The 13,442-nt window shown below is 73.0% G+C and carries 13 protein-coding genes; 4 read left to right on the top strand and 9 right to left on the bottom strand.

What is annotated here, in order from left to right:
• Positions 1 to 15: 15 nt before the first annotated feature.
• Positions 16 to 2,838 carry a bifunctional diguanylate cyclase/phosphodiesterase gene (locus tag BLS21_RS06165; protein ID WP_175479452.1) on the top strand — a complete coding sequence of 941 codons (2,823 nt, stop codon included), beginning with the start codon at positions 16 to 18 and terminating at the stop codon, positions 2,836 to 2,838.
• A 72-nt stretch (positions 2,839 to 2,910) separates the two neighbouring features.
• On the opposite strand, the gene BLS21_RS06160 is transcribed toward BLS21_RS06165, so the two are convergent.
• From BLS21_RS06160 to BLS21_RS06130, 7 genes are all read right to left on the bottom strand, one after another.
• Positions 2,911 to 3,297 (bottom strand): hypothetical protein, encoded by a 387-nt coding sequence (locus BLS21_RS06160; RefSeq protein WP_091215280.1) that lies wholly within the window; start codon positions 3,295 to 3,297, stop codon positions 2,911 to 2,913.
• A complete protein-coding gene (gene mshB, locus BLS21_RS06155) occupies positions 3,294 to 4,187 on the bottom strand; it encodes an N-acetyl-1-D-myo-inositol-2-amino-2-deoxy-alpha-D-glucopyranoside deacetylase (RefSeq protein WP_091216406.1) in 894 nt (297 codons plus the stop codon). Before mshB ends, BLS21_RS06160 begins: the two co-directional genes overlap by 4 nt.
• Before the next feature lie 180 nt (positions 4,188 to 4,367).
• The gene (locus tag BLS21_RS06150) at positions 4,368 to 5,510 is read right to left on the bottom strand and encodes an ABC transporter ATP-binding protein (protein ID WP_091215278.1); all 1,143 of its coding nucleotides are present in this window, start codon (positions 5,508 to 5,510) and stop codon (positions 4,368 to 4,370) included.
• Positions 5,503 to 6,555, bottom strand: coding sequence for an ABC transporter ATP-binding protein (locus BLS21_RS06145; protein ID WP_091215275.1), 1,053 nt, complete (start codon positions 6,553 to 6,555; stop codon positions 5,503 to 5,505). Before BLS21_RS06145 ends, BLS21_RS06150 begins: the two co-directional genes overlap by 8 nt.
• On the bottom strand, positions 6,552 to 7,523 hold the full coding sequence (locus BLS21_RS06140; protein ID WP_091215272.1) for an ABC transporter permease: 972 nt from the start codon (positions 7,521 to 7,523) through the stop codon (positions 6,552 to 6,554). Before BLS21_RS06140 ends, BLS21_RS06145 begins: the two co-directional genes overlap by 4 nt.
• Positions 7,516 to 8,439 carry an ABC transporter permease gene (locus BLS21_RS06135; protein WP_091215270.1) on the bottom strand — a complete coding sequence of 308 codons (924 nt, stop codon included), beginning with the start codon at positions 8,437 to 8,439 and terminating at the stop codon, positions 7,516 to 7,518. The genes BLS21_RS06140 and BLS21_RS06135 overlap by 8 nt, the downstream gene beginning before the upstream one ends.
• Before the next feature lie 142 nt (positions 8,440 to 8,581).
• On the bottom strand, positions 8,582 to 10,204 hold the full coding sequence (locus BLS21_RS06130) for a peptide ABC transporter substrate-binding protein (protein ID WP_091215267.1): 1,623 nt from the start codon (positions 10,202 to 10,204) through the stop codon (positions 8,582 to 8,584).
• A gap of 343 nt (positions 10,205 to 10,547) precedes the next feature.
• Between BLS21_RS06130 and BLS21_RS06125 the strand changes: the two genes are divergently transcribed.
• Positions 10,548 to 10,718 carry a CsbD family protein gene (locus tag BLS21_RS06125; RefSeq protein ID WP_091215265.1) on the top strand — a complete coding sequence of 57 codons (171 nt, stop codon included), beginning with the start codon at positions 10,548 to 10,550 and terminating at the stop codon, positions 10,716 to 10,718.
• Here the strand turns inward: BLS21_RS06125 and BLS21_RS25040 are convergent.
• Positions 10,711 to 11,169: a VOC family protein gene (locus BLS21_RS25040; RefSeq protein WP_217636018.1), complete on the bottom strand. Its 459-nt coding sequence runs from the start codon at positions 11,167 to 11,169 to the stop codon at positions 10,711 to 10,713. The genes BLS21_RS06125 and BLS21_RS25040 overlap by 8 nt on opposite strands.
• Positions 11,166 to 11,942, bottom strand: a complete 777-nt coding sequence (locus BLS21_RS25035; RefSeq protein ID WP_175479450.1) for an NUDIX domain-containing protein — start codon at positions 11,940 to 11,942, stop codon at positions 11,166 to 11,168. The genes BLS21_RS25040 and BLS21_RS25035 overlap by 4 nt, the downstream gene beginning before the upstream one ends.
• A gap of 35 nt (positions 11,943 to 11,977) precedes the next feature.
• On the opposite strand from BLS21_RS25035, the gene BLS21_RS06115 reads away from it, so the two are divergent.
• Both BLS21_RS06115 and cysC read left to right on the top strand, forming a co-directional pair.
• Entirely contained in the window at positions 11,978 to 12,463 is a 486-nt protein-coding gene (locus tag BLS21_RS06115; protein ID WP_091215257.1) for an RrF2 family transcriptional regulator, read from the top strand.
• 230 nt (positions 12,464 to 12,693) lie between these two features.
• A complete protein-coding gene (gene cysC / locus BLS21_RS06110; RefSeq protein ID WP_091216403.1) occupies positions 12,694 to 13,245 on the top strand; it encodes an adenylyl-sulfate kinase in 552 nt (183 codons plus the stop codon).
• Positions 13,246 to 13,442: the final 197 nt, after the last annotated feature.

Below are 13,442 nucleotides of genomic sequence, written 5' to 3'. Positions count from 1 at the left end.
GCCGACACCCGAGACGTGTCCGTTGCCAGGCTCCTCAGCGCCAGCGCGTCCACCCCCTACGACGCGGAGGCCGCGGTCGAACGGCTCCTGACCCGCCTGCGGCAGCAGATCGGGGCGTCCCGGGTCGCCGTGTGGGTGCACGAGGCAACGACCGGGACGGTCGTGCCCTACCGGCAGTCGGTGTCCGCGGAGACGACGCCGGGCTCGGGCCCCCTCGTGCTGCACCACGCGATGCCGGTGGCCGGCTCACCCCTGATGTCGGCCGTGGTGCACGACCGCCGGCCGGTGCGGGTGGAGGACGGGGACCCCGATGCCATCGCTCCGGGGATCGCCGCGCGGTTCGGCGTCCGATCGGTCCACGGCGAGCCGCTGCTGTTCGGCGACCGGCTCGTCGGGGTGCTCACCGTCGAGCCGGTCGCGGCGGCCGGGGACCGCGTCGGGCAGGCCGCGCCGGCCATCGCCCGTGCGCTGTCGGCGGCCCGGACGCGCCGGTCGGAGGCCCGGCGGCTGGCACAGGCAGAGGTGCTGCTCGGACTGATCGAGACCGCCGCCCGGGCCGAGTCGACCGAGCACCTGCTCGCGGCGGCCTGCGAGCTGCTGGCCGAACTCGGCGACGCGGAGCGCGCATGCGTGTTCCTGCTCGAGGACGACCGTCTGGTCCCGCGCATGGCCAGCTACGCCGACGGGCGTCGCGACGACGGGACCTGGCAGCTGTTCCGCAACGCCCCGGTCCCGCTGGAGCTGGCCGAGACGGTGCTGCGCACCGGTCAGCCGCTGGCCGCGGACCGGGACTCCGCGCTGCTGGCGGGCTGGTGGGCGGACGAGTTCTCCATCGCCTCGGCCCTCGCCGTCCCGCTGGGCCGCCGGCCGCACGTCTCCGGCGTCCTCACGCTCGACAGCACCCGGCTGCGCCCCTTCTCCGAGGACGTCCGCCGGCTCGCTGCGGCAGCCGGCGCCCACCTGGGCAGCGTGATCGAGCAGGCCCGCACCAACGAGGCCCGCGCGGCCTCGCTGCGCACGGCCCGCGCCGTCCGGCAGATGCTGGTCGACGGCTCCGGGGCCATCGGGGTGGACAAGGCGGCGGAGGTCCTGGCCCGCGCCGTGCAGGACCTGACCGGCACCGAGCGCAGCGCCGCCTACCTCATCGACGACGACGGCGTCGTTCAGTCGGTCCAGCACCTGGACTGGTCGGACGAGCACCAGCAGGTGATCACCGAGCTCGTCGTGGGCAGCGCGGCGGACGACATCCCCCTGTGGCGGGTGACCGTGCGCGACCGCCGGCCGGTCTTCGTCGAGGACGCCGAGGCCAGCGGCCTGCTCGACCCCCAGCTGGTCACCGCGCTGCAGCTGCGCTCCTACGTCAGCGTGCCCCTGCTGTCCGGCGACCGGCTGCTCGGCCTGGTCGTGTCCGGCGCGATCGAGTCGTCCCTCCAGTGGTCCCCGGCGATGCACGAGGCCGTCCGGCAGGTCGCGCTGGAGGGCTCACTGGTGGTGGAGGCCGCCAAGCTCCGCGAGGTCGAGCAGCTGCGTCTGCAGCAGCTGGCCCGGGACGCGCACCACGACCCGCTCACGGGCCTGGCCAACCGGCGACGGTTCACCGAGGAGCTGGAGCGCACCGTCTACGGCACCGGCGAGCGCCGGTGCGCGGTCGCGATGATCGACCTGGACCGGTTCAAGGAGGTCAACGACAGCTTCGGTCACACCGTCGGCGACGACCTGCTGTCCCTCGTCGGTCCGCGCCTGGAGCAGGCCCTGGGGCCGGGCGACCTGCTGGCCCGGATGGGCGGCGACGAGTTCGCCGTCCTGCTGCCGGACGCCGACGAGGCCCGCGCCCGGGAGGTGGCCGTCCGGATCGGTGACGTGCTGCACGAGGCGTTCGTCCTCGACGGGATGTCGCTGACCGTCGACGCGAGCATCGGCATCTCGCTGTGCCCGGACCACGGCCGCGACCGCTCCCTGCTGCTGGCCCGGGCCGACACCGCCATGTACGGGGCCAAGCGGGGCCGGCACGGTTTCGAGGTGTGGGCGCCCGACGCGGACACCGGCTCGCGCACCCGTCTGCAGACCTTGGAAGACCTGCGCGTGGCGCTGGACGCCGAGCAGCTGGACAACCACTACCAGCCGAAACTGGACCTGCACACCGGCCGGGTCACCGGCGTGGAGGCGCTCGTCCGCTGGCAGCACCCCGAGCGGGGGCTGCTCGCCCCCGGCGCGTTCCTGCCGCTGGCCGAGCAGGCGGGGCTCATGCGGCGGCTGGCGCTGCAGGTGCTGGAGCGGGCCATCAGGGACCTGCGCGACTGGCGCGCGACCGGGCACTTCCTGTCCATGGCGGTCAACCTGTCGGTCTCCAACCTGCAGGACGTCGCGCTGCCGGAACAGGTGCGGTTCCTGCTGGACACGTACGGCGTCCCCGCGGACGCGCTCGTCCTCGAGATCACCGAGGACGTCCTCATGGCCGACGCGGCGCGCAGCCAGCAGGTGATGGCGGCGCTGCGCCGGCTCGGCGTCCGGCTGTCGATCGACGACTACGGCACCGGCTACTCGTCACTGGCCTACCTGCGCGCGCTGCCCGTCGACGAGCTCAAGCTCGACCGCAGCTTCGTCTCCTCGCTCACCACGGACGCGAAGGCGGCCGCGATCGTGCGCAGCACCCTGCAGCTGAGCCGGGACCTCGGGATGACCATGGTGGTGGAGGGCGTGGAGGACGAGGCTGCACTCGACGCCCTGCGCCGGTGGAACTGCGACGTGGCGCAGGGCTACCACATCGCCCGCCCCATGCCGGCCGACCAGCTGGTGTCCTGGCTGGCCGGCCGGCCGGCCGACGCGGTGGTGTCCTGAGCGGTGGTGCCCTGAGCGGTGGTGCCCTGAGCGGTGGTGCCCTGAGCGGTGGTGTCCTGACCGGGTCCGGCGTCAGGACGGCCGGTCAGCACCGCCCCGCGGCGCCGCCAGCACCTTGCCCACGGCGAAGGCCGCGGCCACGACACCGGACAGCAGGTAGGCCAGCGAGAGGAACCCCAGGACGCCGCCGCCGGTGAGCAGCAGGTCGCCCTCGGGACGGGGCAGGCTCGCGCCCACCGCGACGACCAGCCACACCACGGCGGGCAGCACCGCGGCCAGCCGGGAACCGGTCAGCCGCGCGGCCAGGCCGACCAGCAGCAGGTTGCCGACGACCGCGGCCGCCACCGACACGGGCACGGGCACGCCGAACACGCGCAGCGGCAGCCAGAAGACCTCGACCAGCGCCAGCCACGCCGCCAGCACGGTGACCAGCAGGGCCGCCCCGAGCCTCCGGATCACGCGTCCAGACCGGCGAACAGGTCGTCCTCCCAGCCCTCGGGGGTCGCCGCCGGCCCCCGCTGGCCGCGCACCAGCCGGTAGTACTCGGTGCCGAGGACCTCCTGGCCCAGGTTGTTCGACAGCGCGAAGAACGGGCCGTCGACGGTGATCTGGGTGGCGTGCGCGCGCATCGCGGCGTCCTTGCGCCCGGCGTGCGCCCGCCCGTCGACCGCCGCGGCGACCAGCTCGTCGGGGACGGCGAACGGCACGTCCTCCACCTCGCCCAGGAACTCGAACGGCGAGGCCTCCCCCAGCGCGGCCATCGCCTCGACGCCCCGCCGCAGCACCGATCGCGGCATGCAGCACCAGTAGACCTTCGCGACCTCCCACGCCCCGCCGAGGTCGGGACGGTAGGCGGGGTCGGCGGCGGCGTCCACGGCGCGCATGGCGACGCGGTGGGCCTGGATGTGGTCGGGGTGGCCGTAGCCGCCGTTCTCGTCGTAGGTGACCACGACCTGCGGCCGGACCCCGCGGACGACGGCGACGGCGTGCGCCACCGCCTCGTCGAGGTCGGCGTTCCAGAAGGCGCGTGGCTTCTCGTTGGCCGGCGTCCCCATCATCCCGGAGTCCCGGTACCGGCCCGGGCCGCCGAGGAAGCGCCAGTCGCTGACGCCGAGGGCCTCCATCGCCGCCCGCAGCTCGGAGATCCGGTACCCGCCCAGCTGGTCGGCGTGGTCGGCGGCCAGCAGCTCCAGCTCGGGGACGAGCACCTCGCCCTCCTCACCCAGGGTGCAGGTGAGCAGGGTGACCGAGGCTCCCTCGGCGACGTAGCGGGCCATGGTGGCGCCGTTGTTGATCGTCTCGTCGTCGGGGTGGGCGTGCACCAGGAGCATGCGGCGGGAGGGCGTCACGCACTCCATCCTGCAACGCCCGCGATCGAGGACGACGACGCCGTCCCACGAACCCCTCCTCGAGTCGATCATGGGGTTGGAGCAGGCGACGCGGCCGGACACGCCGCGGTGACCGGCGACATCTCCGTGATCAGCTGGGGGACGTCCGTCGTCCGGGGAGGACGACGGACGTACCCCACCTCACTCCACGTCGACGGGGACGACCGTGCGGGCCTCGGCGAAGTGGCAGGCCGAGGGGTGGCCCTGGCCGCGGTCGACGAGCGCCGGCGCCTCCTGGGCGCAGATGTCCTGGGCCTTCCAGCAGCGGGTGCGGAACCGGCAGCCCGACGGCGGGTTGGCCGGGCTGGGCACGTCGCCCTGGAGCAGGATCCGGTCCTTCTGCCCGCGCAGGTGCGGCTCGTGCAACGGCACCGACGACAGCAGCGCCTGCGTGTAGGGGTGCGACGGCGAGCCGTAGACCTGCGCGTCGGTGCCCTCCTCCACCACGCTGCCGAGGTACATCACCGCGACCCGGTCGGAGATGTGGCGGACCACCGACAGGTCGTGCGCGATGAACAGGTAGGACAGGCCGAACTCGTCCTGCAGGTCCTCGAGCAGGTTCACGACCTGCGCCTGCACCGAGACGTCGAGCGCCGACACCGGCTCGTCGCAGACGATCACCTCGGGCCGCAGCGCCAGTGCCCGGGCGATGCCGATGCGCTGCCGCTGACCGCCCGAGAACTGGTGCGGGTAGCGGTTGACGTAGTCGGGGTTGAGCCCGACGCGGTCGAGCAGCTCCTGGGTGCGCTGCAGCCGGCCCTTCTTCGGGGCGACGTCGGTGTGCACCGCCCAGCCCTCGGAGACGATGTCGCCGACGGTCATCCGCGGGTTCAGCGAGGCGTACGGGTCCTGGAAGATGATCTGGACCTCGCGCCGGTAGGCCTTGAGCGCGCGGCCGCTCATCCTGGCGACGTCGCGGCCCTTGTACAGGATCTGCCCGTCGGTCGGCTTCTCCAGCGCCACCAGCAGCTTCGACACCGTTGACTTGCCGCAGCCGGACTCGCCGACCAGACCGACGGTCTCGCCGCGGCGCATGGTCAGGTCGACGCCGTCCACGGCCCGGACGTGGCCGATGGTCCGCTTGAAGACGACGCCCTGGGTCAGCGGGAAGTGCTTCTTCAGGCCGCGGATCTCCAGCAGCTCCTCGCCGGGGGTGGACGCGGTCCGGGACGCGGCGGTCGCGCCGGTCGTGGGTTCAGACAGCGCCGACCGGTCCGACTCCGCGCTCCGGTCCGCTCCTCGCTCGTTCCTCGCTGCGATGCTCCCGGAGCTGTCGTCAGACACCGAGGACCTCCTCGCTGTAGTGGCAGGCCGCCTCGCGGCCCGGGGCGACCAGGCGCAGCGGCGGGACGTCGGTGGCGCACTCGCGACCGGGTGCCGCCGCGGCCCCCAGCCGGCGGCGCGAGCACCGCGGGTGGAACGGGCAGCCGCTGGGGATGGCCGCCAGGTTCGGCGGCTGCCCCACGATCGGCTGCAGCCGGCCGCCCTTGGCCTCCACCTGCGGCACCGAGCTCATCAGGCCGTCGGTGTAGGGGTGCGCCGGGTTGCCGAAGACGTCGTCGACGGTGCCGCGCTCGACGATCCGGCCGGCGTACATGACCGCCACGTTGTCGGCGACCTCGTTGACCACGCCCAGGTCGTGGGTGATGAGGACCAGGCCCATCCCGGTGTCGCGCTGCAGGTCCTTGAGCAGGTCCATGACCTGCGCCTGCACCGTGACGTCGAGGGCGGTGGTGGGCTCGTCGGCGATGAGCACCCGCGGGTCGAGGGCGATCGCCATCGCGATCATGACCCGCTGCCGCATGCCGCCGGAGAACTGGTGCGGGTAGTCGTCCACCCGGGACGCGGCCGCGGGGATGCGGACCCGGTCCATCAGCTCGATCGCGTGCTTCTTCGCGTCCCGCTTGGACATCCCGCGGTGCGCGCGGAACATCTCACCGATCTGGTAGCCGACGCTGTAGACGGGGTTCAGCGAGGACAGCGCGTCCTGGAAGATCATCGAGATCCCCGGACCGCGGACCTTCCGCTGCTCCTCGGGCGACTGCTTGAGCAGGTCCTCGCCCTGGAAGTAGATCCCCCCGCCGGTGATGACCGCGGGCGGGCTGTCGAGGATCCCCATGATCGCCTGCGCCGAGACCGACTTGCCGGAGCCGGACTCGCCGAGGACGGCCAGCGTCTCGCCCTCGGCGAGGCTGTAGCTGATGCCGTTGACGGCGTTCACCACGCCGGAGCGGGTGCGGAACTCGACGTGCAGGTCGTCGACCTCCAGCACCGGCGTGCCGAAGGCGGCGCCGGGGACGGGTGAGGTGGACAGGTCGGGACGGGTCATGCGCGCTGCCTCGGGTCGAGGGCGTCGCGCAGGGCGTCGCCCATCATGATGAAGGCCATCACGGTCAGGGTCAGGACGAGGCTGGGGAACAGCACCAGGTGCGGCGCGCTGCGGATCGAGTCCTCGCCCATGGCGATCTGCAGGCCCCAGGAGATCGCCGGCCGCTGCAGCCCGACGCCGAGGAAGGTCAGCGTCGCCTCCGCGGCGATGAGCACGCCGATCGTGATGGTCGTGTAGACCAGCACCGGCGCCACCGCGTTGGGCAGGATGTGCCGGACCAGGATCCGCCCGTTCGACGCCCCCATGGCCCGGGCCGCCGCCACGTAGTCGGAGCTCTTCACCGCGATGACCTGGGAACGCACCAGCCGCATCGCCGTCATCCAGCCGAACAGCGCCAGGGCCAGGGCGACCGCTCCTGGTCCGCGGCTGTTGATGATCGGGATGTCGGTGGCCGGCCCCACCCGCAGGAGCACCAGGGCGCCGAGGATCAGGGGCAGCGCGTAGAAGATGTCGGCGATCCGGGACAGCACCCCGTCGGTCACCCCGCCGAAGTAGCCGGCGACGGCGCCCACGACGACGCCCAGGACGAGGACGACCACGACGGCGAAGACCCCGATGAGCAGCGAGTTGCGGGCGCCGTGGACGACGTTGGCCAGGTAGTCGCAGCCCTGCACGTCGTAGCCGAACCAGTGGTCGGCCGAGGGCAGCGCCTTGGAGTTGGCCAGGTCGCAGGCCCGCGGATCGGCGCCCCGGGCGAACAGCTGCGGGACGATCGCCATGAGGACGAACAGCAGGCACAGCACGGCGCCGATCCAGAACAGCGGGTTGCGCTTGAGCTCGCCCCAGGCGTCGCTCCACAGGCTGTTCTGGCGGGACTCGGTGACGTCGACCGACGGGGACGCCAGTCCGGTCTGCGTACCGGCCTCGACCTCGTCGTGCCGGAGGTCCATCTGCTGCTGATCAGTCATAGCGGATCCTCGGGTCGAGGACGGCGTAGAGCACGTCGACGACCAGGTTGAAGAAGATGAAGAAGAAGACCATCAGCGTCACGATGCCGACGACCACCGCACCCTCCTGGGCGCGCACGGAGTCGAAGACCTCCCGTCCGATGCCGGGCAGGTTGAAGACCGTCTCGGTGACGATGGCGCCGCCGAGCAGCGTGCCGATGTCGGCCCCGATGAACGTGACGACCGGGATGAGGCTGTTGCGCAGGGTGTGCCGGACGATCACCGTCCGGTTGGGCAGCCCCTTGGCCCGCGCCGTCCGGACGTAGTCGGCGCGCAGGTTCTCCGCGACGCTGGTGCGCGTCAGCCGGGCCACGTAGGCCAGGGAGCCCGACGCCAGCACCAGGCCGGGGAGCAGGTAGCTGTAGAGCCCCTCCCGCGTGCCGGCGATGGGGAACCAGCCGAGCTTGAGGCCGAACAGCAGCTGGGCGACGAAGGCCAGCACCAGGATCGGGATCGAGACGATCAGCGTGGTCGAGACCAGCACCAGGTTGTCGAAGAAGCTGTTGCGCCGGATGCCGGCGAGCACACCGGCGACCAGACCGATGACGGCCTCGAAGACGATGGCCACCAGGGCCAGCTTGACGGTGACCGGCAGGGTCCGCTCGATCGTGTCGAGGACCGGCCGGCCGCGGAAGTCGGTGCCCAGGTCCCCCTGGAACAGCCCCTTGAGGTACTCCCAGTACTGCACCCACAGCGGGTCGTTCAGGTGGAAGCGCTCGCGCAGGACCTCGACGACCGCCGGCGAGACGGGACGGTCCCCGGCGAGCGCCCGGATGGGGTCGCCGGGCAGGGCGTACACCATCCCGAAGATCAGGAAGGACGCGCCGAGCAGTACCGGGATGGTGAGCAAGAGGCGGCGCGCGACGTAGCGGCCCATGTTCCCCCTCGGGTCGTCGTGCCCCCGGGATCCGCCGGTGACACGGGGTCAATCGTGCCCCGCTGGGGGGCACGCGCGCCGCCGGGGGCGACCGTCCTGTCCGGACGGGCGCCCCCGGCGGGTGGTGCGGTCCTGCTCAGCGTCAGCCGGTGACGGTGACCTCGGACCAGACCGGCCGCTGGAACAGGTCGATCCGGACGTTGTCCACGCGGTCGGTGTGCACGCTCTGGATCTCGGTGAAGAACAACGGGGCCATCGGCATGTCCTCGGCGATGAGGTCCTCGGCAGCCTGGTAGTCGGCGACGGCCTCGTCCTCGCTGGCTGCCTGGTCACCCCGGGCGATCAGCTCGTTGACCTGGGGGTTGTCGTAGAAGCTGTAGTTCGAGCCGATCGGCGGGAACGACGACGGCGAGAACAGCGGGGTCAGGTAGCTCTCCGCGGCCGGGTAGTCGAAGCTCCAGCCGTACCGGAACGGGCCGGTCCAGCCCTTCTGCTCTCCCAGCGGCAGGTACTGGGCGAAGTCCAGGTTGCCCTGGAGCGAGAAGTCCACGCCCAGGTTCTGCCGCAGCTGGTTGCCCACGGCCTCCATCCAGGCGTCGTGGCCGGCGCCGGCGTTGAACCACAGGTCGATCGGCTGGCTGCGGTCGAACCCGGCCTCGTCGAGCAGCTGGTTGGCCCGGTCGGCGTCGAACGTGCAGTACTCGCAGGAGCCCTCGCGGTAGCCGTCGACGACCGGCGAGATGAACGAGTCCGCCGGGGTGCGGGTGCCGGAGAAGATGGCGTCGGAGATGGCCTGCCGGTCGACGGCCATCGAGATGGCCTGGCGGACGCGCTTGTCGGCGAACCGCTGGTCGTAGGTCGGGAAGCCGAGGTAGGTGATCTGCGAGACCTCGGTCTCGATGAAGCCGTCCCCGAACGCGTCGCGGGCCGACTCGATGACGTCCGGCGGGATGACGTCGACGATGTCGACGTTGCCGTCCTGGGCGTCGGTGTAGGCGGTGGCGGAGTCCGCGTACACGACGAACTCCATGCCGTCGGCCTGGGCAGCGTCCTCGCCGGCGTAGTCGTCGTACTTGGTCAGGGTGATGCCCTGGCCGGGGACGTAGTCGGTCTCGGCCTGGAACGGGCCGTTGCCGATCGGGCGGGTGCCGAAGCCCTCCGGGTCCTGGAAGAAGGCGTCGGGCAGCGGGTCGAACGAGTTGTAACCGACGACCGCCGGGAAGAGCCGGAACGGTGTGCTCAGCTGCACCGTGAAGGTGCGGTCGTCGACCACCTTCAGCCCGCTCAGCTCCTGGGCGGCGCCGTCCTGCAGCTCCTGGAAGCCGGCGATGCGGGACAGGTAGGAACCGCCGTCCTGCGCGTTGGCCGGGTTGGCGGTGTAGTTCCAGGCGTCGACGTAGGACTGCGCGTCGACCGGCGTCCCGTCGTGGAAGGTCCAGCCGTCCTTGAGCGTGATCGTCCAGTTCTGGTTGTCGGCGGAGTCGATCGACTCCGCGACACCGGTGTACTCGACCTGGCCGTCCTCGGAGTACCCCACGAGACCGGTCCAGAGGGCGGCGATGACCTTGGCACCCTCGCTCTCGGTGGTGTTGCCGGGGACGAGCGGGCTCTTCGGCTCACCGATGTACGCCGTGAAGGTGCCGCCACCCTCGCCGCCGCCTCCGCCGGAGCCGCTGTCGTCACCGCCACCACCACAGGCGGACAGGACCATCGCGCCGGACAGGCCGGTCGCGATGAGCCCAGCGAAGCGCTTGCTCAACCTCACGTGCAATGCCTCCCTCGTCCCGCTGTGCGGGGGGAACGGACTGGTTCGCCGGCAGCCAGGCGTCCGCGGACGGGCGGCCGGGTCGTGCGGGCACACGGGGAACCCGGTACGAGCCGGGACCCTAGGCGCGCTCCGCGAAGGGCGTCCACGACCGTCACCGACTTGTGACCTCGAGTCAGCATCCCACAGGGTGGAATCGCGCTTGCCCACACCCGGGGCCACCCCGTTCTCAAGGACTTCCGCCCGGACGCGGGTCCCGCCGGACGTCTTCCGTCGTCACCGCCCCGGCGTGTCAGGTCCGTCGTCCGCGGGTACCCCGGTCGGACCGACGAGAGGAGTCGACATGAGCGGCATCGACAAGATGAAGAACAAGGCCGAGGAGCTCTCCGGCAAGGGCAAGGAGAGCGTCGGCGAGGCGACCGGCGACCGCGACCTGCAGGCCGAGGGCAAGGCCGACCAGGCCTCGGGCAACCTCAAGCAGGCCGGCGAGAAGGTCAAGGACGTCTTCAAGTGAGCCGTCGGTCCCGTCCGGGCGCCCGCCCGGACGGGACCTGCTCCCCCGCTTCCCAGCTCTCCGCGACCAGCTCCACCTCGAACCCGGCGGCGTCCTCCAGGTAGGCCGCGTAGTGCTCCGGGCCGCCGGCGTGCGGGTGCCGGTCGGCGAACAGCAGCGACCAGCCCCGCCGTCCGGCCGCGGCGGCGAGCGCATCCACCTCGGCGCCGGTCGGTACGCGGAAGGCCAGGTGGTTCAGCCCCGGCCGACGGCGCTCGTGCACCCCCTCGACGACGTCGGGCCCGCTCTCCAGGACGACGTAGGTCTCCCCCAGCCGCCAGGACCGCCCCCGCGGCCACGACCGCTCCGGCACCCAGCCCAGTTCCTCGAGCAGCCAGCCCAGCGACGCCTCCGCAGCGGCGAGGTCGGCGACCCACAGCTCGACGTGGTGCAGCGTCCCGCGCCCGGTCACGGTCCGTCCCCCCGGAGCCGGGCCAGCAGGGCGCGGACGGCGGGCAGCAGCGGCCGGTCGGCGGGGATCCAGTCCAGCGACTCGAGCTCGTCGGCGGCCAGCCAGCGCAGCTCGCTGTGCTCGTGCGCGGTCACCTCGCTGCCGGGCTGCACCCGGCCCCACCACACCCGCAGCGTCGACGCGCCGGGCAGCCCGCCGGCGACCACGCCGTCGAGCACCACCTCGCCGAGGAACGCCTGGGGGACGACGGCCACGCCGAGCTCCTCGCCGATCTCCCGGACCAGCGCGGTGAGCTCCTCCTCCCCCGGCTCGACCTTGCCGCCGGGGAACTCCCAGCAGCCGTCGTAGGGCCCGCCCGACCGCTGGGCCACGAGCACCCGGTCGCCGTCCACCAGCGCGGCGCCGACCACCTGGACGACGTCGAGTGCCCGCCGGGCCGCCGCGGCGGCGTACCCGTCGAGGTGGGCCCGCATCGCGCGGAGCACCCGCCGCCGCAGCAGGGGGTCCACCACCCGCCCCAGCGGGCGCGGCAGCGCGGTGGCCCAGTCGACCTGCTCCTCGACGAGGGTGCCGGCGCCGGTGGCGGTGAACCGGCGGGTGTGGGTGAGCCAGCGCCAGCCGCGGCCGGGTCCCACGGCGTACACGTCGCGGGTCGGACGGACCGACACGACCTCCTCCAGCGGCACCGGCCAGGGGCGCCCGAGGGCGCGCGCGACGTCGAACGCCACGGTCAGCGGCGCCTCCACCACGGTGGTGAAACGCAGCCGGGACACGGTGTCACCCTCCCAGACAGGGCAGACTGGCTGCCGTGCGCATCACCGCCCGGGTCGACTACGCCGTCCGGGCCGCCGTGGAGTTGGCCGCGGCGGCACCCGGAGCCCTGACCTGCGACCGCATCGCCGCGGCCCAGGGCATCCCCTCCCGGTTCCTCCAGTCGATCCTCGGCGACCTCCAGCACGCCCGGCTGGTCACCAGCCAGCGCGGCCGCGAGGGTGGCTACCGCCTGGCCCTGCCGCCCTCGGAGGTCTCCATCGCCCGCGTGATGCGGGTGGAGCAGGGCTTCCTCGCGGAGGTGCACGGCCAGCGTCCGGAGGACGTCGAGTACTCGGGCACCGCCGTCCCGCTGGCCGCGGTGTGGGTGGCCGCGCGGGAGGCCTACCGGCGGGTGCTCGAGCGGGTCACCCTCGCCGACGTGGTCGCGGGCTCGCTCCCGCCGGAGGTCGCCGACCTCGTGGCGCTGGAGGAGGCGTGGCGGTCGTTCGGTGACGCCGCCAACCCCGCCGAGCGTCGGTAGGCCGGCGAGGTGGCGCGCCACGGACCCGGCGTGGCCGCGAGCAGACCGACCGCCAGGAGCGTCACCAGCCCGTGGCCCACCCGCCCGGCCGTGAGCCCGTCCGCCGGGTCCAGCGCGTGGTCCGCCCACCCGTTGGCCACGGCGTCCGGCACCAGCACCGCACCGCCACCGCCACCGCCGGCTCGGGGGCGGGGCGGCGGGGCCGCGAGGCGCTGGGCGAGACTGGCGGCATGCCAGCACAGCCGCGCCCGGGCGTCACCGTGTTCCTCACCGGCCTCTCCGGCGCCGGCAAGTCCACGATCGCCGACGCGCTGGTCGCCGACCTGGAGGCCGAGGGCCGGCCGGTGACGGTGCTCGACGGCGACGTCGTCCGCACCCACCTGTCCAGCGAGCTCTCCTTCTCCCGCGAGGACCGCGACCTCAACATCCGCCGGATCGGCTTCGTCGCCGGCGAGGTCGTCAAGCACGGCGGCACCGTGGTCGTGGCGGCGATCGCGCCCTACGACGCCGCGCGCGAGGAGGCCCGGGCGCTGGTCGAGCGGCACGGCCGGTTCGTGCTGGTGCACCTGTCCACGCCGCTGGAGGTGTGCGAGGGCCGCGACGTCAAGGGCCTGTACGCGCGGGCCCGCGCCGGGCAGATCACCGGGTTCACCGGCATCGACGACCCGTACGAGCCGCCGGCGCGCGCCGAGGTCGTGATCGACACCTCGGTCACCCCGCTGACCGAGTCCGTCGCGCGCATCCGCAGCGCCATGGACGGCGCGACGGCTCCTGTCTCCTGAGTCACACTCCGCAGGTCCCGCCGTGTGTGGGACCATGGAGGGCGTGACCGTGCGCGCCCTGCTCCTCGTCGCGCGCCGTCACATCGACCTCGCGCTGGTCAGCAGCGCGGTCTGTCGCCCCGCGCGCTGACCTCGGTCCCCCGCAGCACCCGCTGCGCCTCCCGATCCGGCAGCGCCCACCCCGTCCGGTCCCGGCG

Source organism: Geodermatophilus siccatus, from assembly GCF_900103785.1.
Classification (GTDB): domain Bacteria; phylum Actinomycetota; class Actinomycetes; order Mycobacteriales; family Geodermatophilaceae; genus Geodermatophilus; species Geodermatophilus siccatus.
Note: the sequence above shows the minus strand (reverse complement) of the source record. Positions and strands in the feature narration are given on the sequence as shown.